Origin of the sequence: Nostoc sp. (assembly GCF_036919555.1) — a bacterium.
Classification (GTDB): Bacteria; Cyanobacteriota; Cyanobacteriia; order Cyanobacteriales; family Nostocaceae; genus Nostoc.
The window spans coordinates 1-20,415 of record NZ_JBALCS010000107.1 but is presented as its reverse complement, the minus strand read 5'-3'; the positions used below and the strand labels follow the sequence as shown (position 1 = coordinate 20,415).

The window sequence follows — 20,415 nt, the reverse complement described above, 5'->3', positions numbered from 1 at the left end:
TTAAGCTGTCAAATACTTATGCCTATATACTACTCAGCTAATGTAGAAAATACTGTAAAGTTAGTATATTTCGTAACTTTATATTGTAAATTTATACGTACGTAATTAGTTGGTAAAGTAATACATGATGATCCTCGTAACTCTGTGTAAGTTAAAGAAAAAATTCTAAAGGGGCGACATGCGCCCCCTCAGGTACAGAAACTATTCTTCTTCACTACTAGAATTTTTCTCTGGCAGGACTTACGCAACGGTTAAACAATACTTATGTACTACAAAAGGGCGATCGCATTGTGCCAGTTGCATAAGTCCTGTCCGATTTGAGATTTCGCAAACATTGAATCATTGTTGCAACTCTTAATGTTTTGCTTCTAATTTGTAACCCACACCTTGGTAGACTAAACTTTATACAAATGGATTATTGTCGGCTGTTGCGCCTTGCCAGAGCATTACCCTTGGGTTTTTGGTGAGGCAGTCGCTTAAAGGGGTTTTCCCCCATGAAGAACTGCCGAACGCGAAGGGTGTATTCAAGATAAAGACGAAAGAGCAATCAAGACATGGTAGATTCCCTTAAAAAACCAGGCTTTGAAGAAATCCGGCCAGGAATTAAAGTCCCGGCAAAAGAAACCCTGTTAACACCTCGGTTTTATACTACCGATTTTGATGAAATGGCGCGGATGGATATCTCCGTCAATGAAGATGAGTTAAAAGCCATTCTCGAAGAGTTCCGCACTGACTACAACCGCCATCACTTTGTTCGGGATGCCGAGTTTGAACAATCCTGGGATCATATTGATGGGGAAACTCGCCGCTTGTTCGTTGAGTTTCTAGAACGTTCCTGTACGGCAGAGTTTTCTGGCTTTTTGCTGTATAAAGAACTTGGTCGTCGCTTGAAAGGCAAAAGCCCCGTCTTGGCAGAGTGCTTTAACCTGATGTCACGGGATGAAGCGCGTCACGCTGGCTTTTTAAACAAAGCTATGTCGGACTTTAATCTGTCCCTAGATTTAGGGTTTTTGACTAAGAGCCGCAATTATACCTTTTTTAAGCCAAAATTCATCTTCTACGCCACCTATCTTTCAGAGAAAATTGGTTATTGGCGTTATATCACTATTTATCGCCATTTAGAAGCACATCCCGAAGACCGGATTTATCCAATCTTCCGATTCTTTGAAAACTGGTGTCAAGATGAAAACCGTCACGGCGATTTCTTTGATGCGATCATGAAATCTCAGCCGCAAATATTGAATGATTGGAAAGCACGGCTGTGGAGTCGGTTCTTCTTGTTATCTGTGTTTGCGACAATGTATCTTAATGACATCCAACGGAAGGATTTTTATGCCACCCTTGGACTGGATGCGCGAGAATACGACATCCATGTTATTCAGAAGACTAATGAAAATGCAGGTAGGGTATTCCCGCTCATGCTGGATGTGGAGAATCCAGAGTTTTATCAGCGCTTGGATACTTGTATAAGCAATAATCAGAAGCTGAGTGCGATCGCTAACTCCAACACTCCCAAATTCCTGCAATTCTTCCAAAAACTGCCGCTTTACATCTCCAATGGCTGGCAGTTATTGTGGCTGTACCTGATGAAACCGATTGATACTGTTTCTGCTCAAGGGGCAGTTCGCTAAGTTATAACAGGTTTGCGAAAGCTTTAGTGGTTCTGCTAATTGCAGAGCCACTTTTTTTGTCAAAGTTGGGTAGGCGTAGAGTTTTGCAGTAAATACCTTGAGTTAAGCTGATTTTTCCATTCTGATTACATCTAGGGTGAATGTTTGATGCTTGGCTGCTTCTGCCTCATAACATCTGAGAATTAGTGATGTAAGCTTATCAAAATCACTGACAGAAGAAATAATTACTTTTGATGCGGTATCCCCTAGAGAAGCTGTTACTTCCTGCACTTCAAAATTTAAAGCTAGAGACTTTACTTCATCTACACTTAGCCGAGTAATAAAACTTTTTTTCTGCGAAGATAGATACAGCCGCAGAAACCACCAAGTACTTTTGCCAAGATTGATCCCAAAGTAGGAAACAGTATCCTTATATTGAAGTTCAAAATTGAAACTCATTGAAGTTTGCGTAATTGCTTTAATTTTTTCAAAAGCTGCGATTTCTTCAGCAGTTGTTACTACTTTTGATTCTTGAGATTCTTGTTGTTTTTCCTCTTCTTCAATCTCTTGTTCTACTTCAAGTTCAATAGGCTGAGTTATTTCTTGGCTAAGTGAGCGAGTCATTAACTCTACTAAACTTCCCTGAATCGACTTTTTAACAATTGGTTTGAATTTATCAATAACTTTACCAGTAATTCGACCTTGAATTTCATAACTAGGAGCAACTGTACCGAGTTCAGCCACTAAGAAGCGAACAAATTCTTCAGAAGGAGAACGTAAAAGATTTCCTAGAAGCTGAGTCATGCCTTTTACATAAACCATTTCCTCAGCATGGTTGGTAATAGCTGTAACCTCAAAATTATCACGGTGAAAAAATTTTAGGTTATCAATATCTTTAGTATCATATTCGAGGATGTTAAAAGTAAAAAATGGCTCCTTGTCCATGATATTTTTATCACGCAAGTCTGTAAAGAAACGGTACTCAACGCCATTAGTGACGATAGCTACTTTTGTTGTCAAAAGTGCATTAAAATATTTGCTCAATTGTCCATCATGTGCTTCAGCTTTTTGACCACGGGCTTTTGCTTCTACGAGCATAACTTTAGTACCGTTAATAGCTAAGGCGTAATCTACCTTTTCAAACTGTCCTGCTCTTCTAGTAGCAAAGTCTGCTACATATTCCGGCATGACTTCACTAGGATCATGGACATCATAGCCAAGAGCAGTCAAAAAAGGAACAATCAGTGCCATCTTAGTAGCTTCTTCGCCAACAACTTGGTCAAATCGCTTACGCACTTGTTCAGACAGCTTGATAATATCTTCAGTGAATCCCATCTTGCTTACTCCTGGTAAATTAGTTATTTTTGATACATATTTTTTGTAAAATAGAAGTGATTGCAAGGTGATATATAGGACTCATATTTGATTTTTGAAATACACGTAGGGTGTGTTATGCCGTAGGCTAACGCACCACCCGATGGTTTCGGTGCGTTACGGAAGCCGTAACACACCCTACATATACTTAGATTTTTTCAAAAATCAAATCGGATTACTATAGTAGATTTAAATTGAAAGTATTACCGCGATCGCCTTCCTGATCACTCCTATAAAAGTATTCCCAAATAAGTACCAGTCTCTAACACTCATGACCTGTTCATAAGTCAATACAGTTTAGTTAGCGCCAAAAGCGTTAATCATTACGCAAAAAGAGTCAAACATAGGAATCCTCAGCTTAAAAGGCTGGGGAGGATGTCAACCAAAATCTCAAACTACCTAGTTGATACTTTACCGTCTGGACGGTACCATTAATTTATGAGCCGTCCAGACGGTATACCAATAGTAGATACTTGAATCCAATCTATATCAATCTTGGATTGAGAATGTTATGTTTACCATTGCAAACCCCTTTTTTCATCAAATTGCTTTGGGTTCCTATAGCAATTCGCTGCTGTCTCAAAATCCGCAGGTTCGACATGCTACGGATTTGTTGGATGAAACTTTACGCTGTATGATTACATCCCACCGATTTTCAAAGAGAGCAAGTTTCCCAATAAATCTAATGCTAGCCTTGCTGCCCCACAGATGAAGCAATGAGAGAAGATATTAACAATCTCGTTGCCAGATAAACTGTGTTCACCGGACAATTTATCTAGTTCCATCATTCAAGCTCTATGACTACTAGCAAAAAAACAAAATCTACGTCTGTCACCTATAATGCATTGCTAGAAGCAGCGGCGCGAGTGATGGTAGCTCATGGTTCAAAGGCATTGACGTTGGAGGCAGTTGCCCGCGAAGCAGGTGTCAGTAAAGGTGGATTACTTTACCACTTTCCCAACAAAGAAGCCTTGATTGCTGGGATGTTGCAACAGCTAATCGATCAAAAGACAGCATCAGTAAAGCATGAATTAGAGCAAGATGATGCACCGAATACACCAGGACATTGGCTTAGAGCCTATATCCGGTCATTTGAAAATCATAATACTCACTCTAGTCCAATGCAATCCGCTTTACTAGCAGCGGTTGCGGAAAATCCAGAATTACTTAAGCCCTGGCAAGAAAACTTTGCTGATTGGCAACGGCAAATTGAAGCAAGTGGACTCGATCCGGCGATGGCAACTGTGATTCGTCTAGCGATCAATGGTCTATCCTTCGCCTACCTCTTTGGTTTAGGAGTCCCAGAGGAATCTTTGCACGAGCAGGTAATTGAAACTCTGCTGAAATTAGCACGAGAGTAATTCTTAATTGAGACGGTCTTAAAAAGGCTTAATTTGGACGCTTTCCTAATTTGATGTTTGCGTCTAGAGATTTTTGTCATACCTGTGTTGATGAAATCTGGATTCAGTGCGTAGACGCTTCGTTTTGTGGCAGACATCGCTTTACCGCTGATTCGGTAATTCCACAACAGATTTCTCTCTCGTAGATGATACGTCAGATAGTGCCAGCATCTGACTCAGTTTGACCTGCAATTTTTGACACAAGGAGATTTATCATGACTAGCGATTTACAATTCCGACCCACCGATCCACAATTCCTACTCAATCCTTATCCCTGGCTGGCTAAAATGCGTCAAGAAGCGCCTGCTTTCTATGACGCAGAGCAACAAGCTTGGATGGTGTTTCGCTATGACGATGTGGAACGAGTATTAAGCGAATGGAAAACCTTTTCATCTAAATCGCCCCAACCTCTCGGCCGAGAAGATTTTACTCAGAGTTTGCCCCAGACCGATCCGCCGAAACATCAGTCACTACGCGCAATCGTACAAAAGGTGTTTACTCCGCATCGAGTCGAAGCTATGGCATCTCGGATTACCGAACTGACTCACGAGTTGCTGGATCAAATGAAGCAACACAAACAGGTCGATTTAATCCAAGCTTTCTCCTCACCTTTGCCGATCATCGTGATTGGAGAAATTCTCGGTGTACCCCTTGATGAGCGGGAAGACTTCAAGCGCTGGTCAGACGGGGTATTAGCTACCGATCCAACAGCGATAAAAAACATGGCTGACTATTTCCGCCAATTACTGGAAAAGCGGCAATCCCATCCAGGCCAAGACCTGATCAGCGATTTAATTGCGGCTTATGAAGAGGGAGAAAAGTTGACCGGACAGGAAGTTGTGGATTTTTGCATCCTACTGTTGACAGCAGGGAATGAGACTACAACTAACTTAATTACCAATACAATTTGGTGTCTGCATGAGCATCCCGATGAAAACCAACGGTTACAAAATAATTTGTCTCTCTTACCGAGTGCAATTGAGGAAGTTCTGCGTTACTATTCCCCGATCACTTATCTGAATCGATTCACGCAAGTCGAAACCCAAATTGGAGACCAGACAATTCCTCAAGGGCAAACGGTGCACCCCTGGCTAGCTGGTGCCAATCGAGATGAACTTCACTTTGAAAATGCCGATCGCTTCATCATTGATCGAGAACCGAATAAACATTTTGCTTTTGGGAATGGAATTCATTTCTGTTTGGGCGCACCTTTAACTCGACTAGAGGCCAAGATTGGGCTTAAAGCTTTACTCTCAGAATTTCCTAACCTTCGCGTTGACTCAAAAGAGTCTCTTAAACCAATTCCCAACAGCAGGGTACATGGACTGGAAAGCTTGAGTGTTTTGTTATAGAAAACGAATCAGCACTGCTCTGAAAGTGGGGAGATAGTTTCAGTAGACCGACCCCCGGTTTGTGCCGTTGGCGTTGAAACGCCTACAAAATTTGATGGCGCATTGGGAGTCACATCGACCACATAACTTTGAAAGAAAAAAAGGAACATGAACATGTCTACAGAGTACACAGTAAACTCGTATTTGTTGGATCGTCTCAAGGAATTGGGTCTGCGTCACATCTTCGGCGTACCGGGAGATTATGCTTTCCCTTTGCTGGATTGCATTGAGATGACTGAGGATATCTCGTGGGTAGGTACCTGTAATGAACTCAACGGAGCCTACGCTGCCGATGGTTACGCACGCATTCAGGGTATTGGTGCGTTTGTGGTGACTTGTGGAGTCGGAGAATTGAGTGCCGCTTGCGGTGTCGGGGGTGCCTATGCCGAAGGGGTTCCGGTGGTGGCGATCGCTGGTCATCCTACCACACAGGCATTGAAGAACGGACTGTCTACACACCACAGCCTGCACGGGGATTTTAGTGTCTTTCCCAAAATCTACAAAGAATTCACGGTAGCTCAGGCACTCCTCACACCGGAGAATGCTTGTCAAGAAATCGATCGCGTCCTTGAGGCATGTTGGTCCGAGAAGCTTCCAGTTTATATTCAGCTTCCCAACGATGTGGGAGGTCTGCCCGCTCAACCTCCCACAGAAAAGCTGGCATTGTCTGAGCCTGTGAGCGATCAAACGCAACTCGCGGCCTTCCTGGAGCGCTTGCTGCCACTGCTAAGTGCTGCACACCGCCCTGCGATGCTCATTGATTCTCCGGTAGGTTCTTATCATTTGGCAGAACTGGTTGAGTCCTTCGCCAACAAGAGTGGCATTCCTTTCGCGGCAACCTTTACAGGCAAGTCGGCTTTCCTGGACGAAACCCACCCGCAGTATCTTGGGACGTACCAGGCAGGGATCGAAGGTAGTGCTGTCAATCAACTGATCGAATCAGCCGATCTGCTGCTGCGCCTGGGTATTCAGCACGACGAAACGAATAATGGATGTGCCGCCTTCGATTTGCAATTGCCTCACGTTGTAGATATCCAGATAAAAAGCGCTGCGATCGGAGCGTCTGACTATCCGAATGTGACCCTGCGTGACGTGCTGATGCAGCTAAGTGAACAGGTTCCCCACCGCCAGTTCGCCTTTCGTTCCCAACAGGCTCGCACCAACTCTGTGCCATTTGAGCCACAACAGGATACCCCAATCAAGCAAGATCGCTTGTGGCAGTGCTTCGGTCATTTCCTTCAAGAAGATGATGTCCTCATCGTCGATCTGGGTACGTGTAATGTGGCTACGACGGTTCCGATGCCAGCACGCACCAAGGTCGTGAGTCAGTTGACATGGAGTGCGATTGGCTATACATTGCCGGCTGTCCTTGGGGCGCACCTGGCAGATCGGAGCCGCCGCCACCTGCTTGTGCTTGGAGATGGTGCCTTCCAGATGACTGCACAGGAACTCTCGACCATCTTACGCCAGGGACTAGCCCCCATCATCTTCTTGCTCCATAATAGCCACTATGAAGTTGAGAACGCGATTCAAGAAGGTGGTTTCAGGGAGATGCACTATAACGAACTTCAGTCCTGGAACTATCATCAGCTGGCGATGGTCTTCGCACAGATGCAGAAGCCATTGGGTCTGAGGGTCACTACTGAGGAAGAGTTAGAGACGGCTTTCACCAAGGCGGCACAGGCTCAGACTGAGGGAAGATGTGTGTTCATTGAGGTGATGCTGGCTCCCAAAGATATTCCTTCCCAGTTAGCCGAGTCCATAAATCTGCTACAGCACGAACAAAAGTAGAACTTGTAGCCTACACCATACTATAAGCCTTTTTAAGAAGATGGTCGGGGGCGATCGCCCCGTTTGTTGGTGACACCACCCTTTCTACTTCTTAGCTTGAGTGCGAGCACTCAAGCTATTTTCGTCTAAATTAGAGTTAAAATGTATACTAAACACCCACGCACACTTTTTTAGCGATCGCCTGCTTTTAGTCTAAACTCCAGTGGGGAGCCACTGCGCCCTTGCGGTTTCCCGACTTGAAGCAAGTGGCGTTTGAGGAACGAAACCCAACATTTTTGAGACACTGTTTCTGCTCAAGGGGCAGTTCGTTAAGTTATAACAGGTTTGCGAAAGCTTTAGTGGTTCTGCTGATTGCAGAGCCACTTTTTTTTTAAATAAATTACCATAAGGGGTACTACTAGGTCTAGGCAGTTAGCAGCAACTCTAAATTTAGCTCTCTAAAAGTTATTTAGACGCACAGATATACTACCTGCATGGGCAGGTAAACCTTCTGCTTCTGCTAACGTCACGGCTGCTTTGCCTATTGTCTGTAATGCTTGTTGATTGCATTCCAAATAAGTAATCCGTTTGAGAAAGTCGTAGACACTCAAGCCAGAGGCAAATCGGGCAGAACGTGCAGTAGGCAGTACATGGTTGGGCCCTCCTATGTAATCGCCAACTGCTTCTGGGGTATAACGTCCTAGAAACACGCTACCAGCACACTTAATTTGATTGGCAAACAATTGTGGGTTGTCTGTGCACAATTCCACATGTTCTGGAGCTAGTTGATTTAGCAGTGGTATACTTTCTGTTAAATCGCTGACAATAATCACGGCTGCATAATTTTGCCAACTGGCATTGGCGACTTCTTTGGTGGGCAGGTTGGCGAGAATTTGCTCAACCGCCGCTATCACTTGTTGAGCAAAAATTTCCGAATCAGTAATCAAAATTGACTGGGCGCTAGGATCGTGTTCTGCTTGCGATAGCAAATCCCAGGCAATCCAGTCTGGGTTATTTTGGCTGTCGGCTACCACCAGAATTTCTGAAGGACCGGCGATGCTGTCAATGCCAACAGTGCCAAATACTTGACGTTTAGCTTCAGCAACATAAGCATTACCAGGGCCGACAATTTTATCTACAGGGGCAATGCTTTCTGTACCATAGGCTAATGCTGCGATCGCTTGCGCCCCACCAATGCCGTAAATTTCCGTGACACCAGCAACTTGGGCAGCTGCGAGTACGGCGGAATTAATCTCACCGCCAGGCATCGGTACTGTCATAACGATTCGTTCCACGCCGACAATTTTGGCTGGTAGGGCGTTCATCAGTAAAGAACTAGGATAGCTGGCACGTCCTCCAGGTACATAAATTCCCACTTGAGACAGCGATATCCAATTTAATCCCAGTTTTACGCCGGCTTTATCGGTGTAACCAATATCCTGCGGTAGTTGTTTTTCATGGAAAGCCACAATCCTCTCAGCAGCAAATTCCAGCGCCGCCTTGACATCAGCAGGACATTGTGCTGCTTGTTGGGCAATAAAGGTTTCGCTTAGATGCAAAGACTGGGGATTGTAGCGATCAAAGCGGCTAGTATAGTCCTTGACTGCGGCATCACCACGCACTTTGACATCAGCTAGAATCTCGCGTACTGTCCCACTAACATCAACTGTAGCTTCCCGGCGATCGCTGACAAGGGTTTTGAATCTACTAGAAAAATCTTTGTCGGTAGTTTTAAGTAGCTGCATAGACAGTATCTTGCAAGCGGTGAGATCGCTAATTAGTTTAACATGAGTTCGACGGCTTGAAAAAATTCAGAACTTACGCAAAATATTTCTCAAATTCTCATTCCTCCTTGTCGCCCCAGTTGCTACAACGGGGAGGCAGCGCAGTCTTGGGGGTTTCCCCCATGAGCGACTGCCGTGGGAAAATATGCAACGCACTGGCTTCTCTGTGCCTCTGTGGTTTGATTTTTTCGTCACTTGTGCGTAAGTCCTAAAATTATAAAAAATACTGGTCAGCCTGCTTACTTTAAGAAATATCTGTATTGATCCGCTTGAGAAAATTCCGGCAATTCTGCAATGGTTTTTGTTACATAGCGATCGTTGTCATGAATGCGCGATATACAGAAATGAGAAAACAATATGTCTTTTTGCTTGCTAAATCTACCGGAATGAGGAAGCAATCAAGCATTTTGAGAAAGCAATATGTCTTTTTGCTTACTGTTAAACGGTAATTCAGAGGCTTGTAATGCCAAATTGGCAGAATCTTTCTGTCTTTAATTGAAGTGCCGCCTTCACTTCAACTTTTTCTTAAAAGAGGAATGGAAAGAGTTGATGGCAGTATGGGAAACTCTGCCAGTTCAATAGATAACTTTTAGCAAAGTTCGTTAAGCACGTACAATTTAGGTCGGTTGTCACACACACCAATCTGATTGTGATTAGTCATAATGTAGTGTAGTAGTGCAATATATTGCGCTGTTACAAAAGCTAAATACAGAGGTAAACTATGTTTCCTTTTTGGGGTAATGCCTGTTATGGAAGCGAACCCATTTCGCACAAAGCTAGCTTAGAGCGGAAATTAAAATTCTTGATTTGGATGCGAGATGATTTAGAGTCCAAGCTTGCTGGCATTAATGCTTCTATTGATACCATTAGGCAGCAAATAGAACGCTCAGACTCAGCTGCTTAGAAATTACTTCTTGCAAACTTTGTACTTAACCCGATTGTAACTCCTTTGTAACCAAGAAAGGCAGAGGGCAGAAGGCAGGAGGCAGAAGGAATGGCTTCGCCCTCTGCTCACGACTAAAGGGAGTAAGGGTATCAAGCCCCCACTGAACTCCTGTTCAGTGGCGTGTATTCAGGTGGAGTCTGAATCCCCGTCTGAATACTCGCTTCTGCTCTCAGCAACAACTGCCTTCTGCCTTCTTCAATGCGCGCTGTAAATGGGCTGCATCAATGTTGTAGGTGTTTGTGCAGCGCTCTGTTATTAACTGGGGTACAAAAGAGGTAGTCTTGAAAAACGAAGCCCAGTCTTTTGTACTGGTGGTTGGTGGAACTAACCTTGACAGGACTTACGCACAATAATCAAAAAACATAGACGCAAAGCGGCTTACCGCAGGCTACCGCAAAGGACACAAAGGAATAAGAGATAAGAGTTTCAGAGACTTATTGCCTAAGTCCTACTTGAATAAATAATTGAAGGCAGAGGTAGAGTAAGCAGAGTTTATTAATATCTTGAAGTTAGAGCCGTAATTATCACTTAATGCGCCAAAACTTATAGAAATGAAAAATATTATCTCGATTGGTTGGAATAGCTGGTTAAAACGGCACAAAGAATCTATTTTATTATTTGACTCAATTGCTGCCGCTAGTGAGATTGCTATTATGCTTAACGGTCAGTGGGATGGCTGCAATGGTGTGATAATGGCTAAATGTGATGAGGTAGCTGTTGACACTGCTACCAAACTATTAGAAGCTACATGGTGTTATCAAGGCGCATCAAAAGCTGTTTTAGACAGAGTAGCAACTGATGAAATTTTACGCCGTTATGCAATGGGAGAAAGAAATTTTATTAATGCTAATTTGAGGTGTGCAGTACTTGCGTCAGCGAAACTCAGTGAAATTAACCTAAGTTATGCAAAGTTGAGTTGGGCAGACTTAAGTCAAGCCAATCTAAGTAAAGCTGATTTAACAGCAGCAGACCTAAGTGAAGCTAATTTAAGTGGAACTGACCTGAGTAAGGCATACCTAATGAGGGCAAACTTAACCAAGGCAGACCTGCAACTAGCTGATATGAGGGGGGCTAACCTAAGTAGTGCTAATTTAAGTGAAGTTAACCTTACTGATGCAGATTTAACAGGAGCTAATTTAACATTAGCAGACCTAAGAGGGGGAAATTTTCACTTGTGCAATTTGAGTGGGGCTAATCTAACAGGTGCCAAGATAATTGAAAGTGACTTGGCTTTTGCTCTCCAATGATCACCGAATTTACGATGTTTAAATTTTGGAAAATGGAATTGAAGATTCAAACATCGTAAATTTAAAAAGGTCTGATACAATTTCACTTTAATAATGATACAAATACGTTGGTAAGGGCATGGCAATGCTATGCCCCTACGAGAAATCTATGTGTATCAAGGTTTTCCTGAAATGATATGAAGCCCCAGAATTTAAACGCGAGAATAATTCTATTATCCAAAATATAAAATTAAATGACTTGCCCCTGACTTGATTGCTCTTTTCAATCTAAAATCTAAAATTTAAGATCTAAAATCCAAAATTGATTTTTAGTCGGTTGCTAAAAGCAGCTTAAGCAGCAACCATTAGAATATTGTCGGATTTGCAAGGAGCCAAGCTTTCTGAGTCCAGGCGTTATTAAAGAACCCAACCTCTGGCGCTTTGAATTCAAATGAATGAGGTGGTGATTGTAGCAATAAAGGCGAACCTTTGTCATGAGCCTCAACTAAGTTAACTATCCAGGGAAGAAAGTCTAAGATTTCTTTTGGTAGTACAGTTAACTCAAAGTCCCACAGCAAATTAAGACCTCGGCAGACTTGTCCTTTTCTTAACATTGTGACTCTACCAGCACTTTTGTTTATAGCCAGTCGAAGAATGAACGGGCGAAATGGGACAAATTCATCAGGTGCTGTATAAGCGTATACATTTACATAGTTTAGTCTTTGCCTATGATCCATCCAAGATGCGATCGGTGAATTACTACTATAAGATGTACCAGTTATGATCACCGGCATATTCATAGCAGCAGCAAAGTTAGAGTAGAACTGATGTCTTAGTTCGCTAACAATATGTTTTACTTCTGGGTTCATGGTTGCTACACCTGTTATAAAAACGATACCTAGGGTAAGCTACGCTAACCTATGGCTTCATAAGAGAGACTTATAATCAATTGCGGAAACTTCTCTGACGCTGTTTGTGCTTGGCAATTGCTTTGCGTTTGCACTTTTGCAGGGGCGTTTCAAAGTCACGATACTTTCTGATATCTAGAAAAACAAAAAAAGGCAGACTCCTTGTCTGCCCTCAAGACCTTAAAGTTAATAGCGGCGAGAGGAGTCACCACCACCACTACCACTATAGTTTCCTCGTCTACCACCAGAGGAACTTCCGTCTATCTTCGGCTTTGCTTTATTAACTTTTAAGCTCCGACCCATCCACTCAGCATTATTAAGGGCCTCAATTGCTGCTGCTTCTTGAGCATCTGATTCCATTTCTACAAAGCCGAAACCTCTCAACCGATCTGTTTCTCGGTCGATAGGCAATTGAACATTTTTGACAGTTCCGTATTCTGCAAAGACGTGCCGGAGGTCATCTTCTTTAACCTCATAAGATAGATTACCAACGTAAATTGACATAGAATGTCTCCAGAATCAGGGGGTGTAGAGATTTACATCCGGAGAGGTCTGTAATACAAGTATATATAAAAACAAACTACACAGCCGAATTCAATCTTTCATACCTACCTTAACATAAATTTAGAAGTTATATTTATCAGCAACACTATACTTATCTATTGATCGAAATACTCGAACAGTTGGCAAAACTCGTTTAAAATCAATCTACTAGCGATCGCATTAAATTTGAAGTCACCAAAAAATTCAATTACTGGATATTTTCTCTTCAGATAGTATTAGTAATTTTTAAGTTTTATTCACTCAAAAATTCGAGAGAGTGCAATTAAATAAAACCAGTGCGATCGCTTGTAACGTAAAATTAATTTCCATCCAGATTTGCTAACACCTTGACGCCCATGTTTTGCGACTACCTGATCCAAATCCTGACTGCCCGTGTGTATGATGTTGCCCAGGAAACACCATTGGAGTATGCCCCAAATTTGTCTGCGCGGCTGAATAATCAACTCCTGCTGAAACGTGAGGATATGCAGTCAGTATTTTCCTTTAAACTGCGGGGTGCTTACAACAAGATGGTGCAACTGCCTTTACAGATATTGGCAAAGGGTGTAATCGCAGCGTCTGCGGGGAACCATGCTCAGGGAGTCGCCCTTGCAGCCCAACGCTTAGGAACTAAAGCGATTATCGTCATGCCAATAACCACACCCCAAGTCAAGGTAGACGCGGTGAGAATGAGAGGCGGAGCAGTCGTGTTATATGGAAACACCTACGACGATGCTTATAGTTATGCCCGTGAATTAGAAGTAGAAAAAGGATTGACTTTTATTCATCCCTTTGATGATCCTCATGTGATTGCTGGACAGGGAACAATCGGGATGGAAATTTTACGGCAATATCAGCAACCCATCCATGCGATTTTTATTGCAATTGGAGGGGGTGGATTAATTTCTGGAATTGGAGCTTATGTGAAACGGTTGCGTCCCGAAATCAAGATTATTGGCGTTGAACCAGTAGATGCTGATGCGATGTCTCAATCGCTGAAAGCCGGACATCGGGTGCGCTTGTCCCAAGTGGGGTTATTTGCTGATGGTGTAGCAGTGCGGGAAGTAGGTGAAGAAACCTTCCGTTTATGTCAGCAGTATGTAGATGAAATCATTCTGGTGGATACAGACGCTACTTGTGCTGCGATTAAAGACGTGTTTGAAGATACGCGATCCATTCTAGAACCAGCCGGTGCATTAGCGATCGCAGCTGCCAAAGCCTACGTAGAACGGGAACAAATCGACGGACAAACCTTAATTGCTGTCGCCTGCGGTGCAAACATGAATTTTGATCGCCTCCGCTTTGTGGCAGAACGAGCAGAGTTCGGCGAACGCCGCGAAGCGATCTTTGCAGTCACAATTCCTGAAGAACGGGGAAGTATTCGCCAATTTTGTGAATGTATTGGCAACCGTAATCTTACCGAGTTTAATTATCGGATTGCCGATGAAAAAACAGCCCATATTTTTGTAGGAGTACAAATTCAAAATCGTGCCGATGCTGCAAAGATGGTAGAAACCTTTGAAGCTCAAGGATTTGAAACACTTGATTTAACGGACGACGAACTAACTAAATTACATTTGCGACACATGGTGGGTGGGCACTCTCCCCTGGCTCACAATGAATTGCTCTACCGTTTTGAGTTTCCCGAACGTCCCGGCGCATTGATGAAGTTTGTTACTTCCATGAATCCCGCCTGGAATATCAGTCTTTTTCATTACCGCAATAACGGCGCAGACTACGGGCGAATCGTTGTCGGTATCCAGGTTCCTCCCCACGAGATGAAAGAGTGGCAAGCTTTTCTCGATCACCTGGGCTATCGCTATTGGGATGAAAACAAGAATCCGGCATACAAGTTGTTTTTGGGATAGGTGGGGACTGAGGAAGAGGCAGGGGAGCAGGGGAAGCAGGGGGAGCAAGAATTTTAGATTTTAGATTTTGGATTTTAGATTGAAATTTAATCCAAAATTTCAAATCCAAAATCCAAAATTGAATTGCCCAATGCCAATTTAGCGCTTCAATATCAGATTGGAGTCCCAAGTATAGAAGCCGATTTGGTTAGGAACCCTAGAGAATCTGCCTGTCCGATAGCCTCTAGATAATTCATTCAGCACCTTATTTTTGATCTCTCTAACTTGCTGAGAATCTATTTCTCCATAAATTCCGGCGATGACTTCAGCGACGCTGAAAACTTTACCTGGATTTTGTTCTAACAGAGAGGTGAGGGCATCAATTAAGAATAGACCCTCAAAGTCTTTGAGCATTGGTACTGTTTTTGTCAGGGGTACGAAAGGTTTCTTCTTTTTGTTTTTGATGCTTTGATAAGCATTATTGCCATTACTTGGGACTACCAAACTTAAATCCAGAGTATAACAACCTGGTTCATCGGGAATAGTTACCCAGTAATTCCTTTCTCTGCCTTGGGTGAGGGAAGATTGAACCCTACCTTTAACTACTTTGAATAGATTGGAATCTAACTCTCCATAAAGCGATCGCACGATAAAATCAATATGACAGACAGTGCCTCTTTGCTCTTGCAATAGCTGTTTTATGGCTTCCATGCGCGAGAGGGCGTGCTGATATTGAGGTAGCATGGGGATTTCCGCCACCTTCGTTGAATTATCGTTGTTATCCGTAGGTACCTTTGGATCTGGCGATGTCGTTAGAAGTTGACTCTCTTTTGTATCAACAGCAGCAGAAAAAGAATTATCTATCTCAACCTGATTTAAGTCTTTTCGTTCTGACTGTACAGACTTCATCACGTTGATTTTGTCAATATCATCAAGAGGTGATAAAAACCGCAGAAAGCCTTCTTGGGAAAGATTTGAGGTTTCATCAGCCACCGTCAGTCTTGATATCTGTTTGTTGGCATCAGAAAAAGACCAGTTAGACAACAACGCTTCTACATGATCCAGCTGCTTTCGCGCCTGCACAAAGAGGCGTTCATACTCTTCTGTAAGGCAAGCATAATAGTCTCGTAATTCCAACAGTGGTGAGACAAAGGTGCCCGGAGGTGGTTCTAATTGTCCATTTTGAGTCATAAGGGTTCAATCAATTTAAATCGACATCACTTTTGTAAGACATTGCTCTGGGTTTTGCTTTGTGAGTTGTTGTTTGGGATTTCTTAGGCGGTTGGGGAGGGCGACATGTCTCACAATATAAGGGTCGAGGTCCGAAAGTTTCGCGCTTTGTCAGATTGTTACACTCTTTACAGACAAACTGGAAAATACGACTATGAATCTGTCTTTTGTGCGCCCTGACAGTATATTCTCTAACATCAATGGATTTACTTGCCATAATCAGAATTATGAATTGCCGTCGGATCAATGTCCTATCAATATAGCTATTCAAGCAAATCAAACTGCATCAGTGTGTGTTTATGTAGAAGTTTTATTCAAATCAGTGAATTTGACGCCTAGCATAAAGTCCAGATGAGCGACTTGAGAGTTAGCCATTGACTATCCTCTCAGCATATAATTAGTGATGAGCAAACACTACTTTTAGTCGCAGGCGATTTTCATCGCCCCGCTCAGAGAAATTGGGGATGGGTAAGTACGGAATTATTCACTTCCACTGATTGGCAAAAGGCGCGATCGCTAGTGTGTCTAATTGCCTATCATAAAATTACTGCACTCTTAACCCCTCTACCATCAGGAAGAGGGGTGATGCTTAATGAAGCCATCCCTGTATAAAGAACAACCGCCTCCTGAAAACAGAAGGCGGTGTGCGATCGCTAATCTAAAGTATGATTCGAGTAAGTTTTGTCGCTTTACTGCTGACTGGGAGTAGCAGGCGGTGCAGCAGGTTTCGATTGACGTTGTTGGCGTAAACCGCGCAAAGAGTCCCGCAACTTGTTCTGGCTGGTGTTTTCTCCTCCCTGCCGCGGATTTGTGCTTGCTTGTGGCTTTTGTGATGAATTGTTACCACCTCGTTCACGCTGGATACGCCGTAGGGACTCTCTTGCACTTCCTTGAGGGCGAGTTATCCTCGCTTCAGATGATGAGCCTGAGGTAATAATTTCTCGTCTTTGAGGTTGCAGCCGTTGACTCGATCGAGATTCTGCTGGTCTTGTGGCTGTAGCTTCATTAGATGAGGGTGTCAAATCTCTGCGTCTACGTCCTGGATGTTCTTGTGTGGAGTTAGCAGCAGCTGCTGCTGCCTGCTGGGTTCTTTCTTCTGCTTGTCTTTGTGCTTGCCGTTCTTGAACTTCGCGCGATCGCCGTGAACCTTTTATGGCAAATTCAGTTGCTATAGATACTCCTTGTCTGCCTCCTTCTGCGGGTTTTAATTTCCACTCACGCGCTTGTCTGGCAGTTTCTTCATCTAAGTCGCGGTTTCCACTGGAGTGAGCAATCCGCACATTTGTCACATTGCCTTGTGCATCAGTATCGACAGCTACTTCGACTCTGCCTTCGACTCCTCGCCGTCTTGCTGCATCAGGATACTTGGCATTACATTCGCGGCAGGCTGCACGACCATTAACATTACCTGAACTGTTAATTTGTGGAGGTGTTGGCACTATTGGCGCTGTTGCTACTGTCGGACGGTTTCCTACTCCATTGCCTATACCACTGCCAATTCCTGAGCCAATCCCTGTACCTCTACCACTGCCAATTCCTGAGCCAATCCCTGTACCTCTACCACTGCCAATTCCTGAACCAATTCCTGAACCTGTACCTGAACCTGAACCTGTACTTAAAGCAACGCCAGAGCCAGAGCTACCAGAGTTATCTGTCAGGACTGGACTACCACCGCCACCACCGCCACCGCCGCTCACAGGTGGAACAGTTTTCACAGGGACTTCTGGCTTGGGAGCAATTTCCCTATTTGTTGGTTGTGGGTTTTGAGTAGTTTGTTTTGGTTGTTGTTGAACTGGCTGAATTTGAGTAGTTTGTTTTGGTTGTTGTTGAACTGGCTGAATTTTTGGTCTTTCAATTAATTCTTGTACTGGTTTTTGTACTGGTGGAGTTTCTCTAGACTGTTTTTGAACAATTTCTGGTGATTTTTTGGGTTCTTCTGGAATTTTTTCAAGTGGTTTTTCTGGTTCCGCAGCCGGAGAATCTATGATCGCCACCTCTATTGGTTCTTCTTCTCTCGTGGGCACTATCGTCAAATAATTACCTATGCCTGAGGACAGTACGCCGATATGCAGCGCCAGTGAACCTATTAGACTATAAGTCAGAAAAGACTTGAGAGCCTCAACTTCTTTGGAACGTTGCTCGACAGTAGTGCCGGAAAAGCTCATAGCTATTGCTACCTATTCTCACTAACCTAGTTATCTTAGAATGTATAGTTGCAAATATCAAGTAAAAAATTAAAATTATTTCGGGCAGTGTTACCGAACAAAATACTTAAATAATCAATAGTATCTTTTAAAGATACTATTGATTATGAAGATTTCTAGATAAAATGAATTTTTGTGTTATCAATTAATTAAATTAATTTATGTAAAATAAAAAAAGATTAAACAAAAATAATGATATTCATATTTGAAAAATTTATCATTATATCTTAAACTCTATTGAGAAAAAGTTTCATTTTTTAGCTTGATTCTGGTAGTCTGATTTTGTATTGTTGATAACGTTTAGAGGCACTACATGGGAATTCAGAATTTGTTTGTAGCAGGCGGTGTGGTTATGTTACCTCTGCTGGCGTTTTCGGTGTTGGCAGGGGCACTAATGATTGAGCGGGCAAAGTTTTGGCTACAGATTGGTAAGCGTCAAAACCGGGTGGTGCGAGATGTTTTAAATCTTTATCGAGTTGATAATGTCGTTGGTGCTGTGGATAAGCTGCAAAAAAATGTAGATTTACCTATAGCACGTATTTTTCTGGCTGGACTACAGCTAGAAAGACCGACTCCAGAAAAATTTCGTTTGGCTTTGAAAAGCGAGGCGCAAGCAGAAATCCCTATACTCAAGCGGTTTCAACCTGTATTTGACACCATTATCGGTTTAGCGCCTCTGTTGGGACTTCTCGGCACAATTTTAGGATTAATTCGCTCATTTGCTGGACTGAATGTTGGTGATGTCGGAGCTACTAAAACTGGTGTAGTTACTGCTGGTATTAGTGAAGCTTTAGTTGCTACCGCCTCAGGATTGATTGTGGCTATCTTTGTGCTTTTAGGAGCCAGCATCTTCCGGGGACTATACCAACGGCAGATAACAATGATTCAAGAGTACGGCGGACAGCTAGAAATACTGTTCCTCGATCGCTATGAACAACTTGAGCACTACGGAAAACAGGAGAAGACCTATGGATCTAGATGATAATGAACCAGATTTAGCACCATTTATAAATGTAGTACCTCTGATTGATGTAATGTTTGCCCTTTTAACATTTTTCATCATGTCAACGCTGTTTTTAACACGCTCAGAAGGGTTGCCAGTAAATCTACCGAAGGCAGCCACGGCGAAAGAACAGCAAATTCCCACTAAAGTTACCATCACGGTAGATGAAAAAGGTCAGATAAGCCTAAACCGCGATCCAATAGCAGTTAATGATTTAGCAGCGCGAGTGCGGACTTTAGTTGGTTCTAACCCAGATGCATTGGTGATTATTAATGCTGATCAAAAAGTCTTGCACGGTGAGATAGTGGGAATAATGGATCAAGTACGTCAGGTGAAGGGAGCAAGGTTAGCGATCGCTACCCAAAGACAATAAATAGAAATATTGTGCATAAGAAGTTCAGAGAGTCAGGAAAATTCTATATTCTGACTCCTAACTTTTTCTTCTCTAATGACTACTACCAACTATGGTTACACATCTGTAATTGTTGAGATATAAGTTTAAGTAGTGAATTTTGGTGTAAATGGATAAAAAAGTGGTCGCCGTCAAACATTTTTAATGAGAAAGTAGCGATCGTCTGCTCTCGCCATGCTTGCAGATCCTCATGACTAACTTCTTGGTCTTGTAAACCACCAAAAACAGTAATAGGACACTTCAGTGGCTGTTTTTGAGTGTAAATATAAGTTTCCAGAACGGCAAAATCTGCCCGCAAAATCGGGAGGAACATCTGCATCAGTTCCGGGCTTTCTAGTACTGCTTTGGGTGTACCGTTAAGACTGTGTACCTCGCCCTGCAAATCAGGGTCTGATAAGACGTGTAGGGGTGCTTTTGTCAACGGAATTTGCGGGGCGCGACGAGCAGATATGAAGAGGTAAAAGGGAGCAAGACTATACTGAGAGTGAAGTAAACGGGTCAACTCGAAGCTAACTAATCCGCCCATACTGTGACCGAAGAAGGCGAATGGTTTGTCTAAATATGGGATGATAACTGGAGCGATCGCTTCAACAAGAGGTTCTAATCGCGTCAAGGGTGCTGATTGAATCTGTCTTCCCCGTCCCGGATATTCCACAGCACAGACTTCGACATTACTAGTACAGTACGGCGTAAATAAACAGACCATATTAGTGGGAGAATAAATAATCAGGTTAAAACCAGTTTCGCAGAGCATATCAAGGAATCAG

17 protein-coding genes are annotated in these 20,415 nt (G+C 43.1%); 9 read left to right on the top strand and 8 right to left on the bottom strand.

Annotated elements, in window-relative coordinates:
* Nucleotides 1-554 precede the first annotated feature (554 nt).
* The gene (gene acsF / locus V7K36_RS29940) at nt 555-1,631 is read left to right on the top strand and encodes a magnesium-protoporphyrin IX monomethyl ester (oxidative) cyclase (RefSeq protein ID WP_335121275.1); all 1,077 of its coding nucleotides are present in this window, start codon (nt 555-557) and stop codon (nt 1,629-1,631) included.
* Between the two features lie 102 nt (nt 1,632-1,733).
* On the opposite strand, the gene V7K36_RS29935 is transcribed toward acsF, so the two are convergent.
* Nucleotides 1,734-2,945 carry a type I restriction endonuclease gene (locus V7K36_RS29935; RefSeq protein WP_335121274.1) on the bottom strand — a complete coding sequence of 404 codons (1,212 nt, stop codon included), beginning with the start codon at nt 2,943-2,945 and terminating at the stop codon, nt 1,734-1,736.
* An 836-nt stretch (nt 2,946-3,781) separates the two neighbouring features.
* On the opposite strand from V7K36_RS29935, the gene V7K36_RS29930 reads away from it, so the two are divergent.
* The 3 genes from V7K36_RS29930 to V7K36_RS29920 all read left to right on the top strand — a co-directional run bounded on the left by V7K36_RS29930 (nt 3,782) and on the right by V7K36_RS29920 (nt 7,566).
* Nucleotides 3,782-4,345, top strand: a complete 564-nt coding sequence (locus tag V7K36_RS29930; RefSeq protein WP_335121273.1) for a TetR/AcrR family transcriptional regulator — start codon at nt 3,782-3,784, stop codon at nt 4,343-4,345.
* A 254-nt stretch (nt 4,346-4,599) separates the two neighbouring features.
* Nucleotides 4,600-5,736, top strand: a complete 1,137-nt coding sequence (locus V7K36_RS29925) for a cytochrome P450 (RefSeq protein ID WP_335121272.1) — start codon at nt 4,600-4,602, stop codon at nt 5,734-5,736.
* A gap of 153 nt (nt 5,737-5,889) precedes the next feature.
* On the top strand, nt 5,890-7,566 hold the full coding sequence (locus V7K36_RS29920) for an alpha-keto acid decarboxylase family protein (RefSeq protein ID WP_335121271.1): 1,677 nt from the start codon (nt 5,890-5,892) through the stop codon (nt 7,564-7,566).
* 437 nt (nt 7,567-8,003) lie between these two features.
* Here V7K36_RS29920 and hisD read toward each other — a convergent pair whose 3' ends face one another.
* Nucleotides 8,004-9,290 carry a histidinol dehydrogenase gene (hisD, locus tag V7K36_RS29915; protein WP_335121270.1) on the bottom strand — a complete coding sequence of 429 codons (1,287 nt, stop codon included), beginning with the start codon at nt 9,288-9,290 and terminating at the stop codon, nt 8,004-8,006.
* A gap of 760 nt (nt 9,291-10,050) precedes the next feature.
* On the opposite strand from hisD, the gene V7K36_RS29910 reads away from it, so the two are divergent.
* Both V7K36_RS29910 and V7K36_RS29905 read left to right on the top strand, forming a co-directional pair.
* On the top strand, nt 10,051-10,233 hold the full coding sequence (locus tag V7K36_RS29910; protein ID WP_335096894.1) for a hypothetical protein: 183 nt from the start codon (nt 10,051-10,053) through the stop codon (nt 10,231-10,233).
* A 593-nt stretch (nt 10,234-10,826) separates the two neighbouring features.
* The gene (locus tag V7K36_RS29905) at nt 10,827-11,522 is read left to right on the top strand and encodes a pentapeptide repeat-containing protein (RefSeq protein ID WP_335121269.1); all 696 of its coding nucleotides are present in this window, start codon (nt 10,827-10,829) and stop codon (nt 11,520-11,522) included.
* Between the two features lie 344 nt (nt 11,523-11,866).
* Here the strand turns inward: V7K36_RS29905 and V7K36_RS29900 are convergent, their stop codons facing one another.
* Together V7K36_RS29900 and V7K36_RS29890 are read right to left on the bottom strand one after the other, a co-directional pair.
* A complete protein-coding gene (locus tag V7K36_RS29900) occupies nt 11,867-12,370 on the bottom strand; it encodes a hypothetical protein (RefSeq protein WP_335121268.1) in 504 nt (167 codons plus the stop codon).
* A 225-nt stretch (nt 12,371-12,595) separates the two neighbouring features.
* Nucleotides 12,596-12,913, bottom strand: a complete 318-nt coding sequence (locus tag V7K36_RS29890) for an RNA recognition motif domain-containing protein (RefSeq protein WP_335121267.1) — start codon at nt 12,911-12,913, stop codon at nt 12,596-12,598.
* A gap of 395 nt (nt 12,914-13,308) precedes the next feature.
* Here V7K36_RS29890 and ilvA point away from each other — a divergent pair, with 395 nt between their 5' ends.
* Nucleotides 13,309-14,820 (top strand): threonine ammonia-lyase, biosynthetic, encoded by a 1,512-nt coding sequence (ilvA, locus tag V7K36_RS29885; protein ID WP_335121286.1) that lies wholly within the window; start codon nt 13,309-13,311, stop codon nt 14,818-14,820.
* A 138-nt stretch (nt 14,821-14,958) separates the two neighbouring features.
* Here ilvA and V7K36_RS29880 read toward each other — a convergent pair whose 3' ends face one another.
* From V7K36_RS29880 to V7K36_RS29870, 3 genes are all read right to left on the bottom strand, one after another.
* Nucleotides 14,959-15,990, bottom strand: coding sequence for a hypothetical protein (locus tag V7K36_RS29880; protein ID WP_335121266.1), 1,032 nt, complete (start codon nt 15,988-15,990; stop codon nt 14,959-14,961).
* A gap of 10 nt (nt 15,991-16,000) precedes the next feature.
* The gene (locus V7K36_RS29875; protein ID WP_335096899.1) at nt 16,001-16,246 is read right to left on the bottom strand and encodes a hypothetical protein; all 246 of its coding nucleotides are present in this window, start codon (nt 16,244-16,246) and stop codon (nt 16,001-16,003) included.
* A gap of 472 nt (nt 16,247-16,718) precedes the next feature.
* Nucleotides 16,719-18,194, bottom strand: coding sequence for a TonB family protein (locus V7K36_RS29870; RefSeq protein WP_335121265.1), 1,476 nt, complete (start codon nt 18,192-18,194; stop codon nt 16,719-16,721).
* A gap of 352 nt (nt 18,195-18,546) precedes the next feature.
* Between V7K36_RS29870 and V7K36_RS29865 the strand changes: the two genes are divergently transcribed.
* Nucleotides 18,547-19,215, top strand: a complete 669-nt coding sequence (locus V7K36_RS29865) for a MotA/TolQ/ExbB proton channel family protein (RefSeq protein ID WP_334831474.1) — start codon at nt 18,547-18,549, stop codon at nt 19,213-19,215.
* Nucleotides 19,202-19,609 carry an ExbD/TolR family protein gene (locus V7K36_RS29860; RefSeq protein ID WP_335121264.1) on the top strand — a complete coding sequence of 136 codons (408 nt, stop codon included), beginning with the start codon at nt 19,202-19,204 and terminating at the stop codon, nt 19,607-19,609. Before V7K36_RS29865 ends, V7K36_RS29860 begins: the two co-directional genes overlap by 14 nt.
* A gap of 82 nt (nt 19,610-19,691) precedes the next feature.
* On the opposite strand, the gene V7K36_RS29855 is transcribed toward V7K36_RS29860, so the two are convergent.
* Complete coding sequence (locus V7K36_RS29855; RefSeq protein WP_335121285.1) at nt 19,692-20,354, bottom strand: thioesterase II family protein; 663 nt, start codon at nt 20,352-20,354, stop codon at nt 19,692-19,694.
* Nucleotides 20,355-20,415 lie beyond the last annotated feature (61 nt).

Excerpts from the sequence above, each read along its gene's own strand:
- acsF (WP_335121275.1), top strand. The coding sequence starts at position 555 with ATGGTAGATTCCCTTAAAAAACCAGGCTTTGAAGAAATCCGGCCAGGA.
- V7K36_RS29935 (WP_335121274.1), bottom strand. The coding sequence starts at position 2,945 with ATGGGATTCACTGAAGATATTATCAAGCTGTCTGAACAAGTGCGTAAG.
- V7K36_RS29930 (WP_335121273.1), top strand. The coding sequence starts at position 3,782 with ATGACTACTAGCAAAAAAACAAAATCTACGTCTGTCACCTATAATGCA.
- V7K36_RS29925 (WP_335121272.1), top strand. The coding sequence starts at position 4,600 with ATGACTAGCGATTTACAATTCCGACCCACCGATCCACAATTCCTACTC.
- V7K36_RS29920 (WP_335121271.1), top strand. The coding sequence starts at position 5,890 with ATGTCTACAGAGTACACAGTAAACTCGTATTTGTTGGATCGTCTCAAG.
- hisD (WP_335121270.1), bottom strand. The coding sequence starts at position 9,290 with ATGCAGCTACTTAAAACTACCGACAAAGATTTTTCTAGTAGATTCAAA.
- V7K36_RS29910 (WP_335096894.1), top strand. The coding sequence starts at position 10,051 with ATGTTTCCTTTTTGGGGTAATGCCTGTTATGGAAGCGAACCCATTTCG.
- V7K36_RS29905 (WP_335121269.1), top strand. The coding sequence starts at position 10,827 with ATGAAAAATATTATCTCGATTGGTTGGAATAGCTGGTTAAAACGGCAC.
- V7K36_RS29900 (WP_335121268.1), bottom strand. The coding sequence starts at position 12,370 with ATGAACCCAGAAGTAAAACATATTGTTAGCGAACTAAGACATCAGTTC.
- V7K36_RS29890 (WP_335121267.1), bottom strand. The coding sequence starts at position 12,913 with ATGTCAATTTACGTTGGTAATCTATCTTATGAGGTTAAAGAAGATGAC.
- ilvA (WP_335121286.1), top strand. The coding sequence starts at position 13,309 with ATGTTTTGCGACTACCTGATCCAAATCCTGACTGCCCGTGTGTATGAT.
- V7K36_RS29880 (WP_335121266.1), bottom strand. The coding sequence starts at position 15,990 with ATGACTCAAAATGGACAATTAGAACCACCTCCGGGCACCTTTGTCTCA.
- V7K36_RS29875 (WP_335096899.1), bottom strand. The coding sequence starts at position 16,246 with ATGGCAAGTAAATCCATTGATGTTAGAGAATATACTGTCAGGGCGCAC.
- V7K36_RS29870 (WP_335121265.1), bottom strand. The coding sequence starts at position 18,194 with ATGAGCTTTTCCGGCACTACTGTCGAGCAACGTTCCAAAGAAGTTGAG.
- V7K36_RS29865 (WP_334831474.1), top strand. The coding sequence starts at position 18,547 with ATGGGAATTCAGAATTTGTTTGTAGCAGGCGGTGTGGTTATGTTACCT.
- V7K36_RS29860 (WP_335121264.1), top strand. The coding sequence starts at position 19,202 with ATGGATCTAGATGATAATGAACCAGATTTAGCACCATTTATAAATGTA.
- V7K36_RS29855 (WP_335121285.1), bottom strand. The coding sequence starts at position 20,354 with ATGGTCTGTTTATTTACGCCGTACTGTACTAGTAATGTCGAAGTCTGT.